This window comes from Ancylobacter mangrovi, assembly GCF_024752335.1.
In the GTDB taxonomy this organism is placed as follows: Bacteria; Pseudomonadota; Alphaproteobacteria; order Rhizobiales; family Xanthobacteraceae; genus Ancylobacter; species Ancylobacter mangrovi.
This window is the reverse complement of record NZ_JANTHY010000002.1, coordinates 127,531-151,798: the sequence shown is the minus strand read 5'-3', so window position 1 is coordinate 151,798 and position 24,268 is coordinate 127,531. Positions and strand designations below refer to the sequence as shown.

Sequence of the window (24,268 nt, the reverse complement as noted above, 5' to 3'; positions counted from 1 at the left end):
CTGGCGCTTGCAAGACCTTGATGTCCTGCTTATAGCTCTAGTCTTATATAACTCTATTGGAGTCAATCAAGGTGGTTTGTCGAGAATGAGTCGGGATGCAGCATCGGCTTTCCAGGGCGGCTTCCGGCTTGCGGCAGACATGCCGGCCACGGTCGACACCCATGTCCATGTGTTCGAGCGCAGCCTCCCGCTCGCCGCGCGGCGGCGCTACCAGCCCGATTACGACGCGACCGCGGCGGACCTGCTCGGCGTGATGCGGCCGGCCGGCATCGCCCGCGCGATCCTTGTCCAACCGAGCTTCCTCGGCACGGATAACAGCTACGTGATCGAGCAGGTGCTGCGCTCGCGCGGCGCCTTCGCCGGTGTGGCGGTGATCGATCCCGGCATGGGCGCGGAGGACCTCGCCACGCTGCGCAGGGCCGGCATCGTCGGCATCCGGCTAAACTGCATCGGCGGGCCGGCGCCCGATTTCAGCCGCGGCGTCCACCGCGAGATGGCCGAGCGCCTCGCCGCCGCCGGCCTGGTGATCGAGATCCAGGCGGAGGGGGCGCAGTGGCGATCCATCGCCCCGTGCCTGCCGCAGCTTCCCGGGCCGGTGCTGGTGGACCATTTCGGCCGCACGCCCGCCGGCGACGCGAGCGGGGGCTTTGAGGCGCTGCTCGCCGCGGCGGCGGAGACGGAGAACCTCTGGTTCAAGTTCTCCGGTCCCTACCGCTTCGCCGACGGCGCCGCCGCCGGATGCGCCAGCGCGCTTCTCGCCGCCGTCGGCCCCGGCCGCGTGGTCTGGGGCAGCGACTGGCCATGGACCCAGTTCGAGGGCTGCTACCGCTACACCGACACGCTCGACTGGCTCGCCCGCTGGGTGCCGGACGCCGGCGCGCGCCGCGCGATCCTCACGACCAACCCTGCCCGCCTCTTCGGCCTCACCGCTTTCGCCGAACAATGACAAAGGCCCATCCGATGACATCGAACAGCACCGACGCGATCCCGGTCGCACTCCTTCCCGGGGACGGCATCGGTCCCGAGATCAGCGCCGCCGTCACCGAGATCGTCGACGCGGCCGGCGCCGGCATCGAATGGATTCCGTGCGCGGCGGGCGAGCGCGTGTTTCGCGGCGGCGACCCGACCGGCCTGCCGGCGGCGACGATCGACACCATCCGCCGCTGCGGGGTCGCGCTCAAGGCGCCGCTGGCGACGCCGCTGGGCGGCGGCGAGCGCAGCGCCAATGTCCGGCTGCGCGAGACCTTCGAGACCTTCGCCGCCATCCGTCCCGCCGCGGTGCTGCCCGGCCTCGAGGGGCATGCCCGCTTCCCGGGCGTCGACCTCGTCCTGATCCGCGAGAACCTCGAGGACCTCTATCTCGGCCTCGAATACGGGCTCGACCGGGGCGTCTCGGTGGCGCTGAAGGCGAACTCGCAAACCAATACGCGGAGGATCTGCCAGGCCGCGTTCGCGGTCGCGCAGGCGCTGGGCCGGCGCCGCGTCACCGGCATCTCGAAGTCGAACATCCTCAAGGTGACCGATGGCGGCTTCGACCGCATCTTCGACGAGGAGGCGGCGCGCTGGAAGGGCATCGAGGCCGATCGGATCCTGGTCGACGCGGCCGCCTGCCGCCTCGTGACCCGGCCGGAGAGCTTCGACGTCATCGTCACCAGCAATCTCTACGGCGACATCCTGAGCGACCTCACCGCCGGCCTCGTCGGCGGGCTCGGGGTCTGCGCCTCGATCAATCTCGGCCGCGAGGTCGCGCTGTTCGAGGCGGTGCACGGCACCGCGCCGGACATCGCCGGTCGCAACCTCGCCAATCCCACCGCGCTGCTGCGCGCGGCGGTGCTGCTGCTCGACCATGTCGGCCGGTTCGCCGCCGCGCGGCGGATCGAGCGGGCGCTGGCGCTGGTGCTGCGCGAGGGCAGCGCGCTCACCTCGGACCTCGCCGCCAACGGCGCCGGCGTGTCGACGAGCGACTTCACCCGCACCGTGATCGCCGCCATGTCGCGCGTGAGCGCGGAAGGCGGGACGCCGCAATGGCGCGCGCCCTCCTTCGACGCGATCGAGGGGCGGAGCTGGCCCTCGGGCGAACTGCGCGACTTCCTGCGCGGCGCCCTGCCGACGGCGATGAAGCAGGCTGCGGGACAAGCCGCGCGGGCCGGCTGATAGCCGGCGCGACGCGCCCCGGTTCTGGAGAGGGCGGGCCTGGCTCGTCCGCCCTCAGGCGACCAGCAATTCGATACCCTGCTCGCGGATGCCCTGGCACACGGTTTCGGCCAGCCCGGAATCGGAGATGATGGTGGTGAAGGCGCGCAGCGGCAGCGAGTGATAGGCGGCGAGCTTTCCGTACTTGCTCGAATCCGTCACCAGCACGCTGCGCACGGCGCATTCAACCGCCGATGTCTTCACCGCGATCTTGTCCTCGGACGGCGTGGAAATGCCGCGCATGCCCCATGACGAGGTCGAGATGAAGGCGATGTCGAAGTTGAACTGCTTCACCATGTCGGCGGCGCGGTTGCCGATGCAGGACTGGTTCTCGCGGTCCACGCGCCCGCCGGTGTGGCAGAGCTGGCAGTGCGCGGCCGCGGCCAGCGTGCTGCAGATGGTGAAGTCGTTGGTGACGACGGTGATGTCGGGCAGGTTGAGCAGCCGCTTGGCGATCTCGAGCGTGGTGGTGCCGGCGTCGAGATAGATCACGTCGTTGCTCTTCACCATGGAGGCGGCGAGCCGGCCGATCGCCACCTTCTCGGCGCGGTGCATCTGCCCCTTTATGGTGTGCGAAGGCTCGGAGAGGATGCGCTCGGGAAGCTGCACCCCGCCGGTGACGGACATCACCCGCCCGGCCCGCTCGAGCTGTTCGATGTCGCGGCGGACCGTCATCTGCGACACGCCGAGCACCTCGCTCAGCGCGGCGATGCTGAGCACGCCCATCTCGTCCAGCCGGTCGATGATGAAGTGCTGCCGTTCCGCCGGGATCATCGGCTGCCCGTCGCGGCTGGCCTTCAACCGCGCCGACGCCGAAGCACTCGCCAGTTTTGCCATGTGCCTCGCCGTTCTTCAGTTGTCCCGGGTGCCCGGGAGCTCGGAACCGACATAATTCATTATAACAGCACTGTCATCCAGCTTGCCGAAGCCCTGCTCGCTCGCCTTGGCGAACAGCTCGTAGGCCTTCCGCGCGAGCGGCAGCGGGAAGGAAAGACTGTCGCCGGTCGCGTTCACCAGGCCGAGATCCTTGACGAAGATATCGACCGCCGAACGCGGCGTGTAGTCCCCGTCGAGCACGTGCTGCATCCGGTCGGCGAACATCCAGGAATTGCCGGCGGAATGGGTGACGACATCGTACATCAGCTCGAGCGGAATGCCGGCCCGCGCGGCGAGCGCCATCGCCTCGGCGGCGACGGCGATGTGCACGCCGGCGAGGAGCTGGTGCACGGTCTTGACCATCGCCCCGTCGCCGATCTGCGTGCCGGTGCGGTACACCTTCTCGGCCATGGCATCGAGCAGCGGCGCGACGGCGTCGAAGGTCTCCGGCGCGCCCGCCGCCATCACCGTGAGCTGCCCCTTGCCGGCCTTGATCGAGCCGCCGGACACCGGCGCGTCCAGCATGGGCAGGCCCATCCCGGCGAGCCGCGCGCCGAGCCGGCGTGAGTCGGCCGGCGCGATGGTGGCGGAGATTACCACCGGCACGCCGGGGCGAAGCTTCGGCGCGATGCCGTCCTCGCCGAACAGCGCCTCCTCGCACTGCGTCGCCGAGACCACGAGCAGGATCACCGCGTCGAGCCGGCCGGCGAAGGCCGCCGGCGAGGTCGAGGCATCCGCCGCGCCCTCGGCGACCAGCCTGGCGCATACCTCCGGCCGGATGTCCGAGCCGTAGGTCTCGAGGCCCGCGGCGATGCAGGAGATCGCCACGCCGTAACCCATCGATCCCAATCCGATGACGCCGACGGAGTTCATTTTCGGGGTCATCGCGGCCGTATTCTCCGTTACGATTTGATCGGATTCTGTGATTTTATGTTTACATGGCTCCGGTCTATGTTACAAGGGCGCATCGTCTTCGCGGCGTGGAAAGCGGCGCGGCGCGCCACCTGAAATCCTTTCCGGGATAGGCACGCCAGGGATCAACGCGAGAGCCCCGGCGGCTCCTCCAACAGACGAGCGGGCAGAACGTGACGACCACCGAAAATGTGACCTGGGTCCGGGCCGCCTCGCTGGCCGAGCTCGACGAGGGAGCGATCCTGGGCGTCGCCATCGGCGACAAGTCGATCGCCCTCTACCGGCTCGAGGACGAGGGCGGCGTGTTCGCGACCGACAATATCTGCACCCATGCCCTCGCTTACCTGTCCGACGGCTGGCTCGACGGCGAGACCATCGAGTGCCCGCTGCATGGCGGCGCGTTCAACGTGAAGACCGGCAAGGGGGTCTGCGCGCCGGTCACCAAGGATCTGCAGACCTACGAGGTGCGGCTCGAGGACGGCGAGATCTACGTGGCGATGCCGCGCTGACCGCCGGTTCGGGACGGGCTCATGGGCACTGACATCAAGACCGGCATCCACACCGTCACCATAGCCGGCGGGCCGCTGGCCTTTCCCTGCGGCGAGGACGACACCATCCTCAGCGGCGGGCTGCGTGCGGGCATCGGCCTGCCGCATGAATGCCTCTCGGGCGGCTGCGGCAAGTGCTATTTCGACCTCGCCGCCGGCGCCGTCGAGGACATCTGGCCGGAGGCCAAGGGCCTGTCGCCGAGGGCCCGCGAGCGCGGGCGCCGGCTGGCCTGCCAGTCGCGCCCGCTCGGCGACTGCACCATCAAGCTGCGGCCCGATCCGGCGCTGGCGCCGCCGATCCGGCCGGCGCGGCGGCCGGCTCGGCTCGTCTCCCGCCGCATGCTGGCCCCGGGTATGGCCGAGTTCGCCTTCGCCGCCGAGGGCGCCGCCCGCTTCCTGCCCGGCCAGTTCGCGCTGCTGCAACTGCCCGGCGTCGCGGGGCGGCGCGCCTATTCCATGTCCAATCTCGCCAATGAGGACGGCCGCTGGGAGTTCGTGGTGCGCCGCGTGCCGGGCGGCGCGGGCACCGGGCGCCTGTTCGAGATGGAAGAGGGCGCGGCGCTCGAGCTCGACGGCCCTTATGGCAACGCCTATCTGCGCACCGATACCGGGCGCGACATCATCTGCATCGCCGGCGGCTCCGGCCTGTCGCCGATCATCTCCATCGCGCGCGCGGCGGTGGCCGACGACGAACTGCTGGAGCACCGCAGGATCACGGTGTTCTATGGCGGGCGCGGCCCGGACGACCTGTGCACGACGACCTTCTGGCAGGAGAACCACCGCCTGCACACCCATGCCGAATGCCATGTGGCGATCTCCGATCCGACCGCCGCGGGCGCGGCCGACTGGACCGGGCATCGCGGCTTCATCCACGAGATCGTGCAGAAGGTGCTGGCGAGCGCCGACATGCCGAACTTCGACTATTATCTGTGCGGCCCGGCGCCGATGGTGGAGGCGCTGGTCGAACTGCTGGAGACCGGCGCCTCGGTGCCGCGCGGCCAGATCCACTACGACAGCTTCTTCTGACAGCACGCGCCCCCCCCTGGGCGGAGCGCTCAGAGATAGATGACGATGTAGCTGTCCTCGACATGGACCGGGAAGCTCTCGGCCACATAGGGGCCCTTCGCCAGGCTCTCCCCCGGCTCGATCTTCACGTCGTAGTTCTTGATCCGGGTGTCCTTGGGATCGCACCAGGACTGCCCGGTCCTGATCTCGAACTCCCAGCCGTGCCACGGGCAGCGCAGGAACTCGCCCTGGCGGGTATAGGAGAAGCGGCCGGGCTCGTCGGATTCGAGCAGCCCCACCCGAGCGCCGCACAGCAGCTTCGCCCCCTCGTGCGGGCAGCGGTTGAGCAGCGCGGCGTACTCGTCGTCGACGTTCAGCAGCAGGATCTCGCGGCCCTTCACCCGGACCACCTTCTGCTCGCCGCGCGGAATCTCGCCGACCTTCGCCACCACGAAACGCGCCATCGTCACTGCAGCCCGAACGCGGTGCGCGCATTGTCGCGGAAGAACATCTGCTGCTCGGCCGGGGTCATGGCGAACTTCACCGCATATTTCGGGTCGTCGAAATCCCAGTGCGGGTAGTCGGTCGCGAACAGGATGCGGTCCCAGCCGACCCAGTCGAAGACCTCGCGCAGATGCTCCGGCTTTTCGGGCTCGTCGATCGGCTGGCTGGAGAACCAGAAATTGCTGCGCAGATAGCTGGAGGGCGGCTTGCGCACCTGAGGTATCTCGCCGCCCATGCGCTCCCAGCAATGGTCGAGCCGCCAGGAGAGGGCGGGCACCCAACCGATGCCGCCGGCCTCGACCGTGATCACCCGCAGCCGCGGGAAGCGCTCGATCACGCCTTCGAGGATCAGGCTGGTGAGCACGGCCTCGGCCGCCGGGACGTGCGATTCCCGCTGCTCGAAGAAGAAGGAGGGGTGGCCCGCCGGCGTGACCGGAAAGCCGTTCTCGCCGCCAACATGCAGCGTGACGCTGATGCCGAGCGCCTCGGCGGCCTCGTAGATCGGCCAGTAGCGCGGGCGCCCCAGCGGCTCCTCGCTGCGGGGGCTGATCATGATCTGCCGGAACAGGGGCGACCTGCCGAGCCGCTCGATCTCGCGGATCGCGGCGCTGGTGTCCTCCTGCGGCACGATGATGGAGCCCTTCAGCCGGGGCTCCGGCTCGGCCCAGGCCAGCGCCTGCCAGTCGTTGATCGCCGAGCACATGGCGGCCGCGAAGCCGGGATGGCGCAGCTTGTTGCCGACCGGATCGAGCACCTGCAACACGCCGCACTCGATGTTGTAAGGATCGAGATGCTGCTCGCGCATGAAGTTGAGGTCCGAGCCCGGCAGGCCTCCGCCGGGCGGCCACGAATCGCGCCGCGACAGCGCCCGGACCGCGCGCGGATAGGAATTGGCGTTGGCGAACGGCTTGCGCTGGAACTCGCGGTAATGGTCGAAATGCCCGTGCCAGTCCGGCGCGAGATAGCTGCGGATCTCGGTGCCGCTCTTCGGCACCGGGTGGATGTCGGCATCGAACAGTCCGAGCTTCTGCGCGGAAGCGACGGCGACCTCGCGTTCGGCGGTATCGCTCATTGCAGCGTCTCCATTAGCCGGCTATAGGTCTCGAGCGGATTGTCGAGCCGGATCTTCCGGTGCAGCGCGGCGGGCAAGCCGGGGGGCATCGCGTCGCCTCCGTCGAAATGCCAGTGCGGATAGTCGGTGGAGAACAGCAGCATGTGGTCGCCGCCGATATGGTCGAGCATGCGCCGCACCTGCTCCTCGCCCTTCGGCGCGTTCAGCGGCTGGATCGTCATGCGCAGGCTGCGCCGCAGGATCTCGGCCGGCGCCTCCTTGATCCACGGCACCTCGATGCGGACGCCGCGCCACGTCTTGTTCAGGCGCCAGAGGAAGCTGGTCAGCCAGGCGACGCCGGATTCCACCAGCACCACCTTCAGCTCGGGGAACTTGGTCAGCACCCCCTCGGTCATCAGGCTCAGCACCTGGGTCTGGAAGCCGCCGGTCTGCGCCGCGTAGTCCTCGACATAGGTGGAGGGCCAGCCGATCCCGGTCGGCGGGTTGCGGTACCCGGTCCCGGCATGGATCGCGATCGGCAGGCCGGCACGTGCCGCCGCGCGGTAGATTGGCCAGTAGTGCCGGCGCCCGAGCGGCGCCTCGGTCATCGCCAGCAGTAGCACCTGCACGAAGCGCCGGTCCCGCGCCCGGTGCTCGATCTCCTCGGCCGCGAGCTCCGGGCTCTCGAACGGCACCAGCATCGAGGCGCGCAGGCGCGGGTCGCGGTCGAGCCAGGTCGCGGCGATCCAGTCATTGGCCGCGTGGCAGAGCGCGAACGCCATGTCGTCCGCATAAACCACCGGCCCGCCCCATAGCGGGTTGAGGATGCCGATCGAGGCGCCGAACGCGTCGAGCGCCTGTTCCAGCACCTGGGAAGGGTCGCCGCCCGGCTTGCCGGTGGGCGGGCGCCAGTCGGGCCGGCAGGAAAACGGATTGCGGTAGGCGTTGTAAGTCAGTTCGACGTCATCGATCCCCCGGAACGAGAGATGATCGCGCCAATGCTCCTCCAGATAGGGCATCAGCGCCTTGGTGCCGGGAATCGAGGGGTGAATGTCGCAGTCGATCGAATGTATGCCAGCGTCCATCGACTTCTAACCCTTGCACTCCTCCGCGGATGGACCGCGAACGGCATCCGGCATTCTTGTTCCCGCGCTCGTGTCAGCAGCGTCAGGACTGCCGGCCGGCCGAGGATTATTGATCGGCTACTATAGACCGCTCTATCTCGGGCGCAAGAATGGATGTACGGTTTTTGTGCGGATCTGTTAGGAAACGGAATATGGGCGCGCTCGCTCTCCGTTCCGGGAGGTCGCTATTCACATAAAATAACAAATTCGAGGACACGCCGCCTATGCATATCCGTTCCATCGAGGCCTTTCCCCTGTCGGCCCGCCTGCCCGAGAATGCCCGCGTCACTCTCGGCATCGGCACCACGGTGAAGCGCGACACGGTGCTGGTGAAGGTCACCACCGACGACGGGCTCACCGGCTATGGGGAGGCCCATCACGGGCGCGCGCCGGGCGCCATCGCCAACCTCGTCAACAGCACGCTGCGCGAGCTCGTCACCGGCCATGACGTGAACGACGTCGTCGGCATCTGGCAGCGCATCTATCTGCTGCAGCTCGCCAGCCATGGCATGGGCGCGGCCGCCGCGATCGCCATGAGCGGCATCGACATGGCGCTGTGGGACATACGCGGCAAGGCGGTCGGCCTGCCGCTCCATGCCCTGCTCGGCGGCGCACGGCGTCCGGCCAAGGCCTATGCGGGCGGCATCGCGCTCGGCTACCAACCGCCGGAGAGCCTCGCCGACGAGGCGCAGGCGCTGGTGGCGCGGGGCTATCGGGCGATGAAGCTGCGCATCGGCGACACGCCGGCGAACGACATGGCGCGGGTGACGGCGGTGCGCGAGCGCGTCGGGCCGGAGGTCGACATCCTCACCGACGCCAATGCCAACGCCACGGTCGAGCATGTGAGGGCGATCATGCCGTGCCTCGACGCCAACCGCGTCGGCTGGCTGGAGGAACCCTTCGCCCCGCACGACTACCGCCGTTACCGGACCGCGGCGGGCTTCGGCTCGACCCCGCTCGCGGCCGGCGAGAACCACTACACCCGCTTCGAGTTCGTGCGGCTGATCGAGGACGGGGCGGTGACCTATCTCCAGCCCGACCTCTCCAAGGCCGGCGGAATCACCGAGGCGCTGCGCATCGCCGGGCTCGCCTCGGCGTGGAAGCTGTCGATCAACCCGCACTGCTCGGCCACCAGCCTCAACATGGCGGCGACGCTGCATTTCCTCGGCGCGATCGACAATCCGGGCTATTTCGAAGCCGAGGTCGCGGAGTTCAACCCGTTCCGCGACACGCTCTGCAGCAGCCCCTACGTCTTCGCGGACGGCATGGCCCGCGCGCCCGAAGGGCCGGGTCTCGGGGTGGAGGTCGACGAGAGCTGCATCGCCCGCTTCCCGCTCATCGACGGGCCCGGCTACGTGAAGTAGCACGCAAGGGCGGGCATCCTCACGATGCCCGCCCTTCCCGTTTCCCCCATGCGCTCCGGTGAGCTCCTCGCGGCCAAAGGGCGTCATTCGCCCTTCACGCCGCCCTCCGACAGGCCGACCACCAGCCGGCGCTGCACCAGCAGGTAGAACAGCACGACCGGGATGGTGACGAGCACCGCTCCCGCGAGCAGCATGCCCCAGGAATAGATGTTGTCCTGCCCGATCCAGGTCGCGAGGCCGAGCGACAGCACCTTCTTGGTTTCCGACGAGGTGAAGACCAGCGCGAACAGGAACTCGTTCCAGGCGTGGTTGAAGCTGAACACGCCGACCGAGACGAGGCCCGGCAGGGCGAGCGGCAGCGTCACCTTCCGCATTGCCTGGAAGCGCGAGCAGCCGTCGATCATCGCGCTCTCTTCCAGGCTCGCCGGGATGGCGTTGAAGTAGGAGCGCATGAACCACATGGTCAGCGGCAGGGTGAAGGCGGTGTTGGCGATGATCAGCGAGATCAGCGTGTCCGCCATGCCGAGATCCACCACGAACAGGTAGAGCGGGATCACCAGCAGCACTTCCGGCAGCATGTAGCACAGCAGCGTCAGCATCGAGACCGTACGCATGCCGGCGAACTTGAACCGGCTGAGGCTGTAGGCGCCGAGCCCGCCGACGATGAGCGAGAGCAGCGTCGCCCCGCCGGCGACGACGAGGCTGTTGACGAAGTAGATCGGGAAGTTGGTCTGGATGAACAGGTCCCGGTAGTTCGTCAGCGTCCAGTCGTGCGGCAGGAAGGCGGGCGGGAACTGGTAGAGCTCGGTCGAGGTCTTGAACGAGCAGATCACCATCCAGAACAGCGGGAAGCCGATCACGCTGACCGCGGTGAAGGCCAGCAGATAGACCATCACGCGCGAGGTCACATAGTGCAGGTCCGCCGCCTGCCGGTTGTAGCGGCCGAGGCCGCCCGGCTGCGAGCCGGCGAGGGAAAGCTCCGTCGTGCTCATTGGCGGGCCTCCGCGCGCTTCATCAGGTGGAGATAGACGGCGAGCAGCACGCCGAGGATGGCGAAGGTGATGATCGCCGTCGCCGCCGCGCGCCCAAGCGCGAAGTCGACGAAGCCCTGCTGGTAGACGAGGACCGGCAGCGTGGTGGTGGCGTCGATCGGCCCGCCGCCCGTCATCAGGTAGATGATGTCGAACTTGTGGAAGGTCCAGATCGTCCGCAGCAGGGCGGTGAGCAGGAACACCGGCATGATGTGCGGCAGGGTGATGCGCCAGAACTTCTGCAGCGCGCTCGCCCCGTCGATATCGGCGGCCTCGTACTGCTCCTGCGGGATCGCCTGCAGGATCCCCATCAGCGCGATGACGACGAAGGGGAAGAACTTCCAGACCCCGACCAGGATCACCGAGAACATCGCCATCGAGGTGCTGTTGAGCCACAGCAGCGGCTGGCTGATGAGACCGACCGCCATCAGCAGGTAGTTCAGCACGCCGATGATGTCGTTGAACATGTAGTGCCAGGTCAGCACGGCGACGACGGTGGGGATCAGGTAGGGCGTCAGGATCACGGCCCGGGCGATGCCGCGCATCCTGAAGTCGATGTTCAGCAGCAGCGCGATGCCGAGGCCGAGCGCCATCTCGATGGCGACGCTGCCGAACACCCAGACGAAGGTGTTGCCCAGCGCGTTGAGGAAGGCGGGGTCGGCCAGCACGCGCTCGAAATTGCGCAGGCCGACGAAGGGTCCGCTCAGTTCGCCGAGGCTGATGTGCTGCATGCTCATGGCGAACACCGTGACCATCGGCACGGCGACCAGCAGGATCAGGATGGCGATGCTGGGGGACAGGGCGAGATAGGCGAGCAGCCGGTCGCCGGGCAGGTCGGTGTTGGGTTCAGCCATTGACCACCAGCCGTGCTTCGTGACGCCGGGACTGTTCCACGGCCTTTCCTTCGCCGTCGAAATAACGGATGTCGGACAGGCGCATGGCGAACTTCGCCGTGGTGCCGACCTCCGGCAGGGTGCCGATGGTGGCCGGCAGGCGGGCGATGGCCTTGCTCGAGGGCAGGCTTGCGCCGACCATGCCGTAGAGGATCCGGTCGCCGCCGAGATATTCGATGCGCTGCACCGTGAACTCGGTGCGGTAGAGCGCCTCGCTCGGGTCGAACGCGGATTCCGGCAGGAACATCTCCGGCCGGAATCCGATGGTGCGCCCCTCGTCGGAGATCAGGTTCATCGGCGGCGAGCCGATGAAGCTGGCGACGAAGGTGTCGGCAGGGTTCAGGTAGATTTCCTCGGGCGTGCCCAGCTGGCGCACCACCCCGCCCTGCATGACGCAGATGCGGTCGCCGAGGCCCATCGCCTCGACCTGGTCGTGCGTCACGTAGATCGAGGTCACGCCGATGCGCTCCTGGAACTGGCGCAGCTCCTCGCGCGCCGAATGGCGCAGCTTGGCGTCGAGATTGGAGAGCGGCTCGTCGAGCAGGAACACCGAAGGGTCGCGCACCAGCGAGCGCGCGAGGGCGGTGCGCTGGCGTTCGCCGCCCGACATCTGGCGCGGCTTGCGCTCGAGCAGGTGTTCGATGCCGACCAGCGAGGTCGCCCATTTCACCTTCTTGTCGATGTCGCCGGAAAAGCCCCGCACCCGCAGCGGGAAGGCGACGTTCTCGTAGATGGTGAGGTGGGGGTAGAGCGCGTAGTTCTGGAACACCATGGCGATGTTCCGGTCCTTGGGATGAAGCCGCGTGGCGACCTTGCCGCCGATGACGATGTCGCCATAGGTGGGCAGCTCCAGCCCCGCGATCATCCGCAGCAGCGTGGTCTTTCCGCAGCCGGACGGGCCGAGCAGGATGAGGAACTTGCCGTCCTGCGCCGTCAGGCTGACGTTGCTGATGGCGGAATAGGCTCCGAACTTCTTTGTGATCTGTTTTACTTCAACAAGCGCCATGAGCGTCGTGCCTCCAGAGATCTTCCGAGAGGGGCGGGACGGCTCGCATCCCGACCGAGGCCCGAACGGGACCGCCCGGTTGGCGGACGGTCCCGGGGCGCCGGGGCGGTGCCCCGGATGCCGGCATCGAGGTCAGTTGCTCTTCAGATCGTCCACGATCTGCTGCATCTGCTTGGCGCCCCAGGCCGCGGCCGCGGCGGGGTCCTCGCCCTGCAGCACCACGCGCTGGACCACCACGGCGGGAATGTCGCGCGCGATGATCGGCCCGATATAGGGGTTGCGCACGCCCGACAGCGTTACCTTGCCGTCCTTGAACGTCGCCCCGGCCTCGATGTCGAAGTCGAGCGCGTTGGTGGTGTTGAACGCCTGCTCGGCGAACTCGGTGCGGTTGTCGAGCTGCACCGAGCCGTCCTTGATCAGCTCGGCCTGCACGCTCTTCAGCGGCGGGATGAGATGGGGGAAGGCGGTCATCGAGAAGTCCTTCAGCCGTTCGCCGGTGATGATGAACTTCAGGAACTTCTGCGCGGCCTCCGGGCTCTTGGAGCCGGCGGCCGGCGTGGTCAGCGCAAAGCTGTCCGGGCTGACGTAATGGACGGCGAGACCGGCGGGCCCGACCGGCATCGGCGCCGCCTCGGTCTTGGCGAACAGGTCGGGCGTGTTCGCGGCCGCGTTGGCCGGCAGCCGCGAGGCATAGATGTCGAGCGCCACGGTGCCGGTCATGTAGGAGTTGATCATGTCGTTATAGGAGTACGACGCGATGCCGGGCGGGGCGTAGGCCTTCATGTCCTTCATAAACTGGAGCGCCTTGACGGTGCCCGGGTTGTTGAAGGTGACGTTCAGGTCCTTGTCGAAATAGGTGCCGCCGGCGGACCACATGAGCGAGCTGAAGAAGATGCTGGTCATGCGGTTCTTGCCGGCCGGGAAGACGAAGCCGTAGACCCCGTTGCCGGTGAGCGCCTTGGCCGCCGCCTTCAGCTCGTCCCAGTTCTTCGGGACGGCGATGCCCTTCGCGTCGAGCAGGTCCTTGCGGTAGAACAGGACGCTGAAATTGCCCATCGTGTAAGGCACGCTGTAGGCCGCGCCGTCGACCGTGGCGATCGAGCCGGCGACGAAGTCGTCGCGCCCGATCTGGTCGACGAAATCGTCCAGCTTCATGATGTAGCCGCGCTTGGCGAACTCGGGCACTTCCTCCGGAAGGATCTTGAAGACTTCCGGCATGGTCTTGGCCGAGATCGTCGCCATCACCTTCTGCAGGCGCGCGTCGGTTCCCACGGCCTCCATCTGGATCTCGATGCCAGGATTTTCCTTTTCGAATTCGGCGATCGCCTTGTTGTAGAATTCGATGCTCGGCGGATCGGTCTCGTTGTGCAGGAAACGCACCACCTGCTGCTGGGCCATCGCCGGCAGACTGCAGAACAGCGTGCACAGGGTTATTGTCGCCGCGCGAGTGGGCACACGGGCCCATGTCGAACTAGGCATCACTCACATCCTCCCCAGGTATTATGATGACGCGGATTGTCCCGGAGGCCTTCGGCTCTTTGCCGGGAATCGTTTTGACGGAGATCGCGTCACCGAAGTCGGAGCCCGGAAGGGGGAGGGTTCTGCAGCACCGAGGGTGCAGTCCTGTCCCGAAACGCGGCTTCGCTTCCTTCGACAGCGATATCCCTCTTGTAACACAATCGGCCAAAGTGTAATCATATTTTCACAGAAAATGTCAAAAGTCTCACAGAGTTCATACAGCAGGATGGTGGGAAAGCGCGCGCCGGCGCGTGCTCGACGCTATTCCCCGCGAGCGTGGACGGAGGCCGTGCGGCGGGGTCGACGACAATGCATGTGATGATCATCGGCGCGGCCGGAATGCTGGGCCGCAAGCTCGCGTCCCGGCTCGTCGCGAGGGGCGAGGTCGCCGGCCGTCCGATCGACCTGCTGACGCTGGCGGACGTGATCGAGCCGTCCCAGCGCGGGCCCGGCATCCGCACCCTGACCGCCGACGTCTCCTCGCCCGGCGATGCGGGCGAGCTTGTCGCCGGGCGGCCGGACGTGATCTTCCACCTCGCCGCGATCGTCTCGGGCGAGGCCGAGGCGGATTTCGAGAAGGGCTACCGGATCAATCTGGACGGTACGCGCCATCTGCTGGAGGCGATCCGCAGCGCCGGCGCGCAACAGCGCTATTGCCCGCGGCTGGTGTTCTCCTCCTCGCTCGCCGTGTTCGGGGCGCCGTTCCCGGAGGAGATACCCGACGAGTTCTTCGCCACGCCCTCCACCAGCTACGGCACCCAGAAGGCCATCGGCGAGCTGCTGCTGGCCGATTACAGCCGGCGCGGCTTCATCGACGGCATCGCCATTCGCCTGCCGACGATCTGCATCCGTCCGGGCAAGCCGAACAAGGCCGCTTCCGGCTTCTTTTCGAGTATCCTGCGCGAGCCGCTGGTCGGCGAGGAGGCGGTGCTGCCGGTTCCCGAATCGGTGCGGCACTGGTTCGCCTCGCCCCGCGCGGCGGTGGGCTTCCTCGAGCACGCGGCCGGGATCGACCTTTTCGGCCTCGGCGCGCGGCGCAGCCTCACCATGCCCGGCGTGTCGGCGACGGTGGGCGAGGAGATCGAGGCGCTGCGCCGCTTCGGCGGCGAGAGGGCGGTGCGCCTGATACGGCGCCAGCCGGACGAGACCATCGCGCGGATCGTGCTCGGCTGGCCGCAGCGCTTCGACCCGAAGGCCGCTCTCGCGCTCGGCTTCCGGGCGGAACCGGATTTCGACGCGATCGTGCGCGTCCACATCGAAGACGAACTCGCGGCCGCGACGGGCCCGGCCTGACGGGAGACGACCATGCTGCTCGGCTGCATAGCGGACGATTTCACCGGCGCCAGCGACCTCGCCAACACGCTGGCCAAGGGCGGGATGCGCACGACCCAGTTCGTCGGCATCCCGGAAGGGGACGGGCGGCTCGACTGCGAGGCCGGCGTGGTGGCGCTCAAGTCGCGCTCCATCGCCCCGGCGGAGGCGGTGCGCCAGTCGCTCGACGCGCTGGAATGGCTGCGCGGGCAGGGCTGCACGCAGATCCTGTTCAAATACTGCTCGACCTTCGATTCGACGCCGCAAGGCAATATAGGCCCGGTGGCCGAGTCGCTGCTCGACGCCCTCGACGCGCCGGTCGCGGTCGTCTGCCCGGCCTTCCCGCTCGCCGGGCGCATGATCTTCGCCGGCCACCTGTTCGTCGGCGGGCGCCTGCTGAACGAATCCGGCATGCAGAACCACCCGCTGACGCCGATGACCGATGCGGACCTGTGCCGCTGGCTGCGGCACCAGACGCGGGGCGAGGTGGGGCTGGTGCCGTTCGACGTGGTGCGGCGCGGCAGCGAGCCGATCCGCGCCGCGCTCGACGCACAGGCCGCCGCCGGCAACCGCCTCGTCGTCGTCGACGCGCTGGGCGACGAGGACCTGATGGCGATCGGCGCCGCGATCGCCGGGCACCGGCTCGTCACCGGCGGCTCGGGCATCGCGCTGGGGCTGCCGGAGAATTTCCGCCGGCAGGGCCTCCTCGCCGCCGCCGCCCCGCAGCAGGCCCGCGCCACCGGGCCGGGCGTCGCGCTCTCGGGCTCCTGCTCGGTGGCGACGCGCGAGCAGGTGGCCGTTCATTTGCATGCCCATCCCGGGCTGCGCGTCGAGGCCGAGGCGCTCATCTCCAGCCGGATCACGGTTGCCGATGCACTGGCCTTCGTGAGCGAGCATCTGGACCAGAGTCCCTTGATCTATTCGACCGCCGATCCCGACAAGGTCGCCGCCGCGCAGTCCCGCTACGGGCGCGAGGCGGTCGCGCAGTCCTTCGAGGTCTTCTTCGCCGATCTCGCTCGGAGCCTGCCCGCGCTCGGCGTCGCGCGCCTGGCGGTCGGCGGCGGGGAGACGGCGGGCGCGGTGGTGACGGCGCTCGGCATCTCGCAGCTGCGCGTCGGCGGTGAGATCGACCCCGGAGTCCCGGCGCTGGTCGCCAACGGCCGAACGCCGCTGCATCTGGCGCTCAAGAGCGGCAACTTCGGTGGACGGGATTTCTACGATCGTGCCTTGCGCGCTTTGGAGGCGGTATGACGGACGAACACGAGCTGAGGGCGGCCATCGTCAAATGGGGCGCATCCCTCTTCCAGCGCGGCCTGACCTCGGGTTCGACCGGCAACATCTCGGTGCGGCTCGACGACGGCTTCCTGACGACGCCGACCAATTCCTGCCTCGGCTTCCTCCAGGCCGAGCGGCTGTCCAAGGTCGACGAGACCGGCCATCCGGTCTCCGGCGACAAGCCGACCAAGGAGCTGCCGCTGCATCTGGGCTTCTACCGCAGCCGGCCGAAGGCGCGCGCCGTGGTGCACCTGCACTCGACCTACGCCACCGCGCTGTCCTGCCTCGCCGATGTCGACCCGCGCGACGCGATCCCGCCGATCACGCCCTATGTGGTGATGCGCGTCGGCAAGGTCCCGGTGCTGCCCTATGTGAAGCCCGGCGCCCCGCTCGGCCCGCAATTCGAGATCAAGGCCCGCGACCACGCCGCGATGCTGATCGCCAATCACGGGCCGGTGGTGTCGGGCAAGTCGCTGGAGGACGCGGTCTTCGCGGCGGAGGAACTCGAGGAGACGGCGAAGCTCGTGCTGCTCACCCGGCACCTCAAGGTGCGGCGGCTGGACGAGGGCGACGTCGACGACCTCACCGTTTCCTTCGCGCTCAGATAGGCCCCGTGCGCCCGCCGGCGCACGGGTTTTCCATTTTCTGGGCGCGGATCGGGATCATCGATTGACGGTGCCGCACAGGTCTGTATACAGGTTGGCATCCAAGGAGCGACGATGAGCGAAGAAGCGTTCAGTGCCTCGGAGGCAACCCGCCGCAGCGACCTCGTCTACGAGCGGCTGACCCAATCCCTGATTGCTCTGGAAATCCCGCCGGGAACGGCGCTTTCCGAGAATAAGCTGGCCAAGGAGATGGGCGTCAGCCGCACGCCGGTGCGCGCCGCGCTCCGCCAATTGGAGCTCGAGGGCCTGCTGGAGCAGCCGAGCGGCAGTTCCTACGTCGTGCGCGGGCTGACGCCGCGCGACGTCAACGAGATCTGCGACCTGCTCGAGGTGCTGGACTGCTACATCGTCACCCGCGCGATCCAGCATTGCCCGCCGGAGACGTTCGACGCGCTGATCGGCTACACGGCCGAGATGAAGGCGGCGGCGCAGGCGCAGGACATCGAGCGCTGGGGCCTCGCCGACCGCGAGTTCCACAAGCTGATCGAGGCCGGCGCGGACAACGAGCTCATCACCTCGCTGGCGGTGAAGACGCGCCGCCGGATCCATCGCTTCTGGGCGACCTCGGTGCGGCCGGAGCGGCTTCAGGAATGCTCCGCCGAGCACGAGCGGATCGCCCGGGCCATGCGCGACGGCGACGTCGAGAGCGTCGTGTCGATGGTCAAGGAGCACATCGCACATATGCGGCTGAGTCTGACCGACCTGCTGATGCGCGCCGCAGCCTTCCTGCCGCGCGGCACGTCGGGCGGACCGACAGGTAGAAGGGCCAGGTGAACGATGCGAACCCAAAGCGCAGCCCAGGTGCTGGACAGGCCCGCCGCGGCCGGCCCGTCCGCCGGGGCGGCGGCCGCCAGCGGTGGTGCCGCCTATATCCGCTCGATGGTCGCCCACGAGCTGGAGCGCGCCGTCGGACCGGCGCATGTCAGCGATGACCCGAAGGTCCTGCAGGCGCAGGCGGCCGACTGGTCCTGGTTCTCGCAATATCTGAAGTACCGCAACCTTCCCCTGCCCAGCGCCGACCTCGCCGTCTCGCCGGCGTCGACGGCCGAGGTTGCCGAGGTCGTGCGCATCGCCGATCATTTCCGGGTGCCGGTGATCGTGCGCGGCGGCGGCTCGGGCACGCAGGGCGGCACGCTCGCGCCCTATGGCGGCATTGCGCTCGACCTCAGCCGCATGAACCGCATCCTCGACATCGACGAGCAGAGCCTGATCCTGTCCGTCGAGGCCGGCATGAACGGCTGGGAGCTGGAGCAGAAGCTCAACGAGCGCGGCCTCACCCTGCCGCACTATCCCGGCTCCATGCATCACGGCGCCACCGCGGGCGGCTATGTGGCGGCGCGCGGCTCGGGCGTGGTCTCGACCAAGTACGGCAAGGCGGAAGACCTCGTGCTGCAGGTGAAGGCGGTGATGCCACCCGGCCGCATCGTCGAGACCCTGCCGGTACGCAACCACGCCGCCGGGCCGGACCTGCTGCAGGTGCTGGTCGGCTCCGAGGGCACGCTCGGCGCCATCACCGAGCTCAAGTTCCAGCTCGAGCACCTGCCCGAGCGCCGCGACTTCGTGACCTTCCGCTTCGACACCGCCGTCGCCGGCATCGAGGCGGCGCGCCAGATCATGACCAAGCGGTGGAAGCCCGCGGTCATCCGTCTCTACGATCCCGCCGATGCGGGCAAGCTCGGCAAGGTCATCGGCCGCGACATCTCCGGCTCGGTGATGGTCATCTGCTGCGAGGGCAACGCGCCCCTCGTCGAGGTCGAGGTCGACGCGGTGGCCGCGATCTGCACCGCGGCCGGCGGCGAGGATCTGGGCCCCGAGCTCGCCTCGGTCTGGTGGGAGAACAAGTACCAGCCCTTCGCTTCCGGCCACGCCCCGGCGCCGCCGCAGATCTTCGGCACCACCGACAGCGTGACGACCTTCGACAAGCTGCCGGAGCTCTACCTCGCCAAGAAGCGCGCGATCGAGGAAGGCTTCGCCCATCTCGGCGCCCGCTACACCGCGCATTTCTCGCACTGGTACCCCTGGGGCGGGATGATCTACGACCGCTTCTACGTCGACGAGGCGCCGGACGACCCGGACGAGGCGGTGGCGCTGCACGACCGGCTGTGGGACGCGGCGATCGCCGTCTCGCTCAAATATGGCGGAGTCATCAACGAGCATCACGGCATCGGCCTCAAGCTCGGGCGCTTCATGCGCGACCAGTATGGCGAGGCCTGGCACCTGATCACCTCGCTCAAGGACGCGTGGGACCCCAACAACATCATGAATCCGGGCAAGCTCGGCTTCGGACCGCCGCGGTGGTCGGGCCTGCGCTGAACCGGCTGCGAATGCGGGAGGAAGATATGCCGGCCAGTCCATCCAGGCTGCCCGTGGTGGCGATCACGCTCGGCGATCCGGCCGGCGTCGGCCCTGAAGTGGCGCTGAAGGGCGCGATCGAGGCGGGCGTGCGCGCCGAGTGCCGGCCGATCCTGGTCGGCGCCGCGAGCGTCGTCGAGCGCACGCTCTCGACCTGGGACCCGGCGAAGCGCCCGGACGTCGTCGCGATCAAGGACGCGTCGGAGATCGACGGCATCAACTCCAACGCCGTCGTGGTGCTCGACACCCACAATATCGACGATGCGGAGTGGGAGATCGGCAAGCTCTCCAGGGCCGGCGGCACCGCCGCGGCCGAGGACACCGAGACCGCGGTCCGCATCGCGCTGGAGGGCAAGGTCGACGCCATCGTCTCCGGCCCGGTCAACAAGCAGGGCCTGCAGCTCGCCGGGCGCGACTATCCCGGCCAGACCGAATTCATCCAGGCCCTGTCCAAAGGCCCGAAGCCGCTCAAGATCCTCGTCGGCGGCAAGCTGCGCGTGGCGCAGATGACGAGCCACATGTCGCTGGCGGCGGCGGTCGGTAAGGTGACGAAGGAGAACGTGCTCGACATCGCGACCCGCTTCTCCGACGCGCTGAAGAACGCCTGGGGCATCGAGAAGCCGCGGATCGCGGTCTCGGCGCTGAACCCGCATGCCGGCGACAACGGGCTGCTCGGCAAGGAGGAGATCGACGAGATCGAGCCCGCCATCCGCGAGGCGGTCAGCCGCGGCTACGACATCGTCGGCCCCGTGCCGGCGGACGTCTCGTTCATGCAGGGCGAGGAGGGGCGCTATGACGGCGTGGTCTCGCTCTATCACGACCAGGGGACGATCCCGCTGAAGCGGCTGAAATTCGCCTCGGTCGCCTATGGCCTGCCGGTCATCCGCACCACGCCCGGCCACGGCACCGCCTACGACATCGCCGGCAAGGGCACGGCCGACGCGACCGCCATGATCGGCGCGCTTCAGCTTGCCGCGCGGCTCGCCCGGCAGCGGCTCGAAAAGGGCGCCTGAAGGGGCGCCTGAGCCAGGGTGAGCCTGCGCCCGGGGCGGCATTGCCGCTCCCGCGCGTCGCGTCTGGCTTCGAGTGTTCCACGCGAAAAATCCGCCGGATCGGGATCCGGCGGAGGGCTTGAAGCGAGGCCCGCAGGTCGGGCGCGCGGGGGGGCGTCCCCGGCCTACAGCTCGACGACGACGTAGTCGTCCTCGACCTTCACCGGCACCGTCTCGGCCACATAGGGCCCTTCCATCAGGTGGCGGCCGTCCTCCACGCTGACCGGGAAGTTGCGGGCGCGGATCTTCTCCGGGTCGCAATAGGACTTGCCGGTGCGGATATCGAACTCCCAGCCGTGCCAGGGGCAGCGCACGATCTCGCCTTCGCGGACGAAGCTGTATTCGCCCGGCATCTTGGACTGGATCAGCCCGGTCAGCGCGCCGCGGCACAGGCTGCCGCCGAGATGCGGGCAGCGGTCGAACAGGCCGAAATACTCGCCCTTGATGTTGAAGATGGCGATCGGCCGGCCCTTCACGTGAACGAGCGTGCGGCTGCCCTCGGGAATGTCCTTGGTGGACCCGACAACATACTTCTTCATCGCCGTCACGCCGCTCCCTGCGCCATGGTGGGGCCGGCATGCGCCCGCGCTGGCCTGGCTCCGTACTTCGCCCGGCCGTGATAGAGGGCGAGCCCGCTGTCGACGTCGAACAGGTGCAGGTGGTCGAGCGACAGGTCGAGCGAGACCTTGTCGCCGGGCTCGAAATCGAACCGGTCGGCGACCTGCGCGACCAGCGCCCTGCCGTCGGCGTCGAGATGCAGGATGGCGTCCGATCCCGTCGGCTCCATCAGCGTGACGACGGCGGGCAAGCGCCCCTCGACATGGCCGTCATGGACCGTGATGTCCTTGGGCCGGATGCCGACCAGCGCGGCGCTCACGTCGGTCGGCCCGAGCCATTCGCTTCCCCCGCGCGGCAGGCTGGCCGACCAGCCTTCGATGTGCACGGCGGTGTGCGCCTCGCCGTGCAGCAGCGTGGCGGGGATGATGTTCATGGTCGGCGAGCCGATGAAGGTCGCGACGAACAGGTTGGCCGGCTGCTGGAACACCACCGAGGGTGCCGCGAACTGCTGCAGCACGCCCTTGTTCATGATCGCGATGCGGTCCGACAGGGTGAGCGCCTCGAGCTGGTCGTGGGTCACGTAGATCATGGTGTGGCCGACCCGCTGGTGAAGCTGCTTCAGCTCCGCCCGGGTCTGGTCGCGCAGCTTGGCGTCGAGATTGCTGAGCGGCTCGTCGAGCAGGATGATGTCCGGGTTGCGCGCGAAGGCCCGCGCCACGGCGACGCGCTGGCGCTGGCCGCCGGAGAGTTGCCGCGGGTAGCGGTCGAGCAGGTTCTCGATGTCGACGAGGCGCGCCACCTCGCGCACCCGCTTCTCCTGGTCGGCGCGCGCCATACCGGCGATCTTCAGCCCGTAGCCGATGTTCTGGCGCACGGTCATGTGCGGGAAGATCGCGTAGTTCTGGAACACCATGGAGAGGCCGCGCGACTGGGGCGGCACCGCGGTAACGTCGCGCCCGTCGACGAAGATCCGCCCCCGGTCCGGGCTCTCCAGCCCTGCGATCATCCGCAGCGTGGTGCTCTTGCCGCAGCCGCTCGGGCCGACCAGGCTGATGAATTCGCCGTTGGCGACGTCGAGGTTCAGCCCGTCCACCGCGAGGTGCGTCTCGCGGCCCGAGGTGAACTCCTTGTAGATTCCGCTCAGTACGATGTTCGCCATGTTCCTCCCGGCCTCCCGGTTTCTCTGTTGTCTTGCCGCGCCGGCCACGGGCGCGGATGGGAGCTGTCGTCAGCCCTTCAGTCCGCCGGAGGTGAAGCCGGCCACCAGGTATTTCTGCAGGAACGAGATCAGCAGGAAGGCGGGGACGGCCATGGTGATGCCGGCCGCCATGATCATGTTCCACACCACGTAGTCGCGCGTGACGAACTGCGTCATGCCGATCGGCAGCGTCTTGGACGCTTCCGAGGTGATCAGCACGAAGGCGAATTCGTATTCCTCCCAGGACAGCGCGAAGGCGAAGATGGCGACCGCGATCAGGCCGGAGCGCGCGAGCGGCAGCTCGACCTCGAGGAAGGTGCGGAACCGCCCGGCCCCCAGCAGCGCCGCGTTCTCGCGGAAGGCCGAGGGGATGGTCTGGAAGTACTGCCACATCAGCCAGATGCCGAACGGCAGCGACAGGGTGACATGGGTCAGCATCAGCCCGAACAGCGTGTTGCCGAGCCGGATGCTGTAGAAGATGTTGAACAGCGGGATCGACAGCGCCAGCGACGGGAACATGTAGCAGAACAGCACGCCCCGGCTCATCGCTGCCTTGCCGGGGAACTTGAAGCGGGCGAGCCCGTAGCCCGCCAGCACCGCGCAGGTCGTCGAGACGATGGTGGAGGCGATCGCCACCGTGGCGCTGTTGAAGAAGTACTGCCGGAACGAGGCCTGGCCGATGAGCTCGCGGAAGGCTTCCGACGAGATCGAGCCGGGCAGCAGATGCGCACTCAGCAGCTCAGGCGCCGTCTCCAGCGAGCCCTTCAGCATCCAGTACATCGGGAAAACGAAGAACAGGCACACCGCGGCGAGGGCGAGATAGTTCAATCCCGTCGACAGGAACCGTGTCGCAGCCATCTCACTCCACCTCGATCTCTTTTTCCGGCTTCACGATGCTCGTGTAGATGCTGGCGAAGATGAACAGCATCGCGAACATGACGACACAGAGCGCGGCGCCGAGCCCCTGCTGGTTCTGCAGGAAGGTCACCTTGTAGGCGTAGATCGGAAGATTGGTGGTCTCGCTGCCGGGGCCGCCCTTGGTCAGCAGGTAGGGCACCTCGAACTTGTTGAACATCCAGATGCAGCGCAGCATCACGATCAGCAGCAGCGTGCTGCGCAGCGAGGGCAGGGTGACGTCGCGAAAGCGCTGGAACGCGTTAGCGCCTTCGACCTTGGCGCATTCGTAGAGCGAGACCTCGATCGTCTGCAGGCGGGCGAGGATCACGATGACAACGAAGGGCGTCCACTTCCAGGTCGACGCGACCAGCGTCGCCGGCAGCGCCCATGCATGCGAGCCGAGGAAGGGTATCGGCTCGTCGATGAGGCCGAGCGAGACCAGTATGTGGTCGAACACGCCGTAGATGTCGCTCATCATCAGCGCGAAGACGAGCGCCATGGCGGCGGTCGGCACCATGTAGGGCAGCAGCACGATGCCGCGCGCGAGGCCACGCCCGCGCAGGTTCTGGTGCAGCAGCAGCGCCACCGGCACGCCGACGGCGAGTTGCACCACCACCGACAGCACTGCGAACCACACGCCGAAGCCCGCCGCCGACCAGAACTCGGCGCTCTGCAGCAAAGTCTCGTAATTGCCGAGGCCGACCCAGTCCCAGGTGAAGGAGAAGGCGTCCTTCTCGTAGAGGCTGAGCCAGATCGCGTAGAGCATCGGCCCGATCTGGACCAGGCCGATGATCAGCAGGGCCGGAAGGAGCCACGGCGCGACGATAGCGGTGCCGATGATGCTCCGGAGAGCCTTGCCCCGGCCGCCGGCCTGATCTCTCAGGCCGGGAGTGTTCTGGCCGGGGTAGGACTCGCGTGCGCTGTGAAGAGCCATG

24 protein-coding genes are annotated in these 24,268 nt (G+C 68.1%); 11 read left to right on the top strand and 13 right to left on the bottom strand.

The annotated features are described in order from the left end of the window. Positions 1-139 precede the first annotated feature (139 nt). Positions 140-946 (top strand): amidohydrolase family protein, encoded by an 807-nt coding sequence (locus NVS83_RS06525; RefSeq protein ID WP_258738609.1) that lies wholly within the window; start codon positions 140-142, stop codon positions 944-946. Positions 947-960: 14 nt separating this feature from the next. Further along, entirely contained in the window at positions 961-2,154 is a 1,194-nt protein-coding gene (locus tag NVS83_RS06520) for an isocitrate/isopropylmalate family dehydrogenase (protein WP_258738608.1), read from the top strand. A 54-nt stretch (positions 2,155-2,208) separates the two neighbouring features. Here NVS83_RS06520 and NVS83_RS06515 read toward each other — a convergent pair whose 3' ends face one another. Together NVS83_RS06515 and ltnD are read right to left on the bottom strand one after the other, a co-directional pair. Beyond that, positions 2,209-2,967, bottom strand: coding sequence for a DeoR/GlpR family DNA-binding transcription regulator (locus NVS83_RS06515; protein ID WP_309486182.1), 759 nt, complete (start codon positions 2,965-2,967; stop codon positions 2,209-2,211). A 78-nt stretch (positions 2,968-3,045) separates the two neighbouring features. After that, positions 3,046-3,954, bottom strand: coding sequence for an L-threonate dehydrogenase (gene ltnD, locus NVS83_RS06510; protein ID WP_258738607.1), 909 nt, complete (start codon positions 3,952-3,954; stop codon positions 3,046-3,048). Between the two features lie 200 nt (positions 3,955-4,154). Here ltnD and NVS83_RS06505 point away from each other — a divergent pair, with 200 nt between their 5' ends. Both NVS83_RS06505 and NVS83_RS06500 read left to right on the top strand, forming a co-directional pair. Next, a complete protein-coding gene (locus tag NVS83_RS06505) occupies positions 4,155-4,490 on the top strand; it encodes a non-heme iron oxygenase ferredoxin subunit (protein WP_258738606.1) in 336 nt (111 codons plus the stop codon). A 21-nt stretch (positions 4,491-4,511) separates the two neighbouring features. Beyond that, a complete protein-coding gene (locus NVS83_RS06500) occupies positions 4,512-5,555 on the top strand; it encodes a 2Fe-2S iron-sulfur cluster-binding protein (protein WP_258738605.1) in 1,044 nt (347 codons plus the stop codon). Positions 5,556-5,584: 29 nt separating this feature from the next. Here the strand turns inward: NVS83_RS06500 and NVS83_RS06495 are convergent, their stop codons facing one another. Genes NVS83_RS06495 through NVS83_RS06485 form a run of 3 tightly spaced genes read right to left on the bottom strand, consistent with a single transcriptional unit; the run spans position 5,585 to position 8,174 of the window. Next, the gene (locus NVS83_RS06495) at positions 5,585-5,998 is read right to left on the bottom strand and encodes a Rieske (2Fe-2S) protein (RefSeq protein ID WP_258731672.1); all 414 of its coding nucleotides are present in this window, start codon (positions 5,996-5,998) and stop codon (positions 5,585-5,587) included. 2 nt (positions 5,999-6,000) lie between these two features. Further along, positions 6,001-7,110, bottom strand: coding sequence for an amidohydrolase family protein (locus NVS83_RS06490; RefSeq protein ID WP_258738604.1), 1,110 nt, complete (start codon positions 7,108-7,110; stop codon positions 6,001-6,003). Next, on the bottom strand, positions 7,107-8,174 hold the full coding sequence (locus NVS83_RS06485; RefSeq protein WP_258738603.1) for an amidohydrolase family protein: 1,068 nt from the start codon (positions 8,172-8,174) through the stop codon (positions 7,107-7,109). The genes NVS83_RS06490 and NVS83_RS06485 overlap by 4 nt, the downstream gene beginning before the upstream one ends. A gap of 263 nt (positions 8,175-8,437) precedes the next feature. Between NVS83_RS06485 and NVS83_RS06480 the strand changes: the two genes are divergently transcribed. Continuing rightward, the gene (locus NVS83_RS06480) at positions 8,438-9,577 is read left to right on the top strand and encodes a mandelate racemase/muconate lactonizing enzyme family protein (protein ID WP_258738602.1); all 1,140 of its coding nucleotides are present in this window, start codon (positions 8,438-8,440) and stop codon (positions 9,575-9,577) included. An 83-nt stretch (positions 9,578-9,660) separates the two neighbouring features. Here the strand turns inward: NVS83_RS06480 and NVS83_RS06475 are convergent, their stop codons facing one another. The 4 genes from NVS83_RS06475 to NVS83_RS06460 form a co-directional block, all read right to left on the bottom strand. Then, a complete protein-coding gene (locus tag NVS83_RS06475) occupies positions 9,661-10,569 on the bottom strand; it encodes a carbohydrate ABC transporter permease (protein ID WP_258738601.1) in 909 nt (302 codons plus the stop codon). Next, complete coding sequence (locus NVS83_RS06470; protein WP_258731666.1) at positions 10,566-11,462, bottom strand: carbohydrate ABC transporter permease; 897 nt, start codon at positions 11,460-11,462, stop codon at positions 10,566-10,568. The genes NVS83_RS06475 and NVS83_RS06470 overlap by 4 nt, the downstream gene beginning before the upstream one ends. Next, positions 11,455-12,507: an ABC transporter ATP-binding protein gene (locus NVS83_RS06465; RefSeq protein ID WP_258731665.1), complete on the bottom strand. Its 1,053-nt coding sequence runs from the start codon at positions 12,505-12,507 to the stop codon at positions 11,455-11,457. Before NVS83_RS06465 ends, NVS83_RS06470 begins: the two co-directional genes overlap by 8 nt. Positions 12,508-12,639: 132 nt before the next feature. Beyond that, on the bottom strand, positions 12,640-13,986 hold the full coding sequence (locus tag NVS83_RS06460; RefSeq protein ID WP_258738600.1) for an ABC transporter substrate-binding protein: 1,347 nt from the start codon (positions 13,984-13,986) through the stop codon (positions 12,640-12,642). 348 nt (positions 13,987-14,334) lie between these two features. Here NVS83_RS06460 and denD point away from each other — a divergent pair, with 348 nt between their 5' ends. The 6 genes from denD to pdxA all read left to right on the top strand — a co-directional run bounded on the left by denD (position 14,335) and on the right by pdxA (position 20,641). Then, the gene (gene denD, locus NVS83_RS06455; RefSeq protein WP_258738599.1) at positions 14,335-15,318 is read left to right on the top strand and encodes a D-erythronate dehydrogenase; all 984 of its coding nucleotides are present in this window, start codon (positions 14,335-14,337) and stop codon (positions 15,316-15,318) included. 12 nt (positions 15,319-15,330) lie between these two features. After that, on the top strand, positions 15,331-16,587 hold the full coding sequence (otnK, locus tag NVS83_RS06450; protein WP_258738598.1) for a 3-oxo-tetronate kinase: 1,257 nt from the start codon (positions 15,331-15,333) through the stop codon (positions 16,585-16,587). Next, complete coding sequence (gene otnC, locus NVS83_RS06445; RefSeq protein WP_258731661.1) at positions 16,584-17,219, top strand: 3-oxo-tetronate 4-phosphate decarboxylase; 636 nt, start codon at positions 16,584-16,586, stop codon at positions 17,217-17,219. Before otnK ends, otnC begins: the two co-directional genes overlap by 4 nt. Positions 17,220-17,330: 111 nt before the next feature. Next, entirely contained in the window at positions 17,331-18,050 is a 720-nt protein-coding gene (locus tag NVS83_RS06440; RefSeq protein WP_258731660.1) for a GntR family transcriptional regulator, read from the top strand. A 3-nt stretch (positions 18,051-18,053) separates the two neighbouring features. Continuing rightward, a complete protein-coding gene (locus NVS83_RS06435) occupies positions 18,054-19,589 on the top strand; it encodes an FAD-binding oxidoreductase (RefSeq protein WP_258738597.1) in 1,536 nt (511 codons plus the stop codon). A 26-nt stretch (positions 19,590-19,615) separates the two neighbouring features. Then, positions 19,616-20,641, top strand: coding sequence for a 4-hydroxythreonine-4-phosphate dehydrogenase PdxA (gene pdxA / locus NVS83_RS06430; RefSeq protein WP_258738596.1), 1,026 nt, complete (start codon positions 19,616-19,618; stop codon positions 20,639-20,641). 164 nt (positions 20,642-20,805) lie between these two features. Here the strand turns inward: pdxA and NVS83_RS06425 are convergent, their stop codons facing one another. The 4 genes from NVS83_RS06425 to NVS83_RS06410 form a co-directional block, all read right to left on the bottom strand. Beyond that, on the bottom strand, positions 20,806-21,219 hold the full coding sequence (locus NVS83_RS06425; RefSeq protein ID WP_258738595.1) for a Rieske (2Fe-2S) protein: 414 nt from the start codon (positions 21,217-21,219) through the stop codon (positions 20,806-20,808). Between the two features lie 5 nt (positions 21,220-21,224). Then, positions 21,225-22,397 (bottom strand): ABC transporter ATP-binding protein, encoded by a 1,173-nt coding sequence (locus NVS83_RS06420; protein WP_258731656.1) that lies wholly within the window; start codon positions 22,395-22,397, stop codon positions 21,225-21,227. Between the two features lie 69 nt (positions 22,398-22,466). Continuing rightward, positions 22,467-23,294 (bottom strand): carbohydrate ABC transporter permease, encoded by an 828-nt coding sequence (locus tag NVS83_RS06415; protein ID WP_258738594.1) that lies wholly within the window; start codon positions 23,292-23,294, stop codon positions 22,467-22,469. A 1-nt stretch (position 23,295) separates the two neighbouring features. Further along, complete coding sequence (locus NVS83_RS06410) at positions 23,296-24,267, bottom strand: carbohydrate ABC transporter permease (protein WP_258731654.1); 972 nt, start codon at positions 24,265-24,267, stop codon at positions 23,296-23,298. Position 24,268 lies beyond the last annotated feature (1 nt).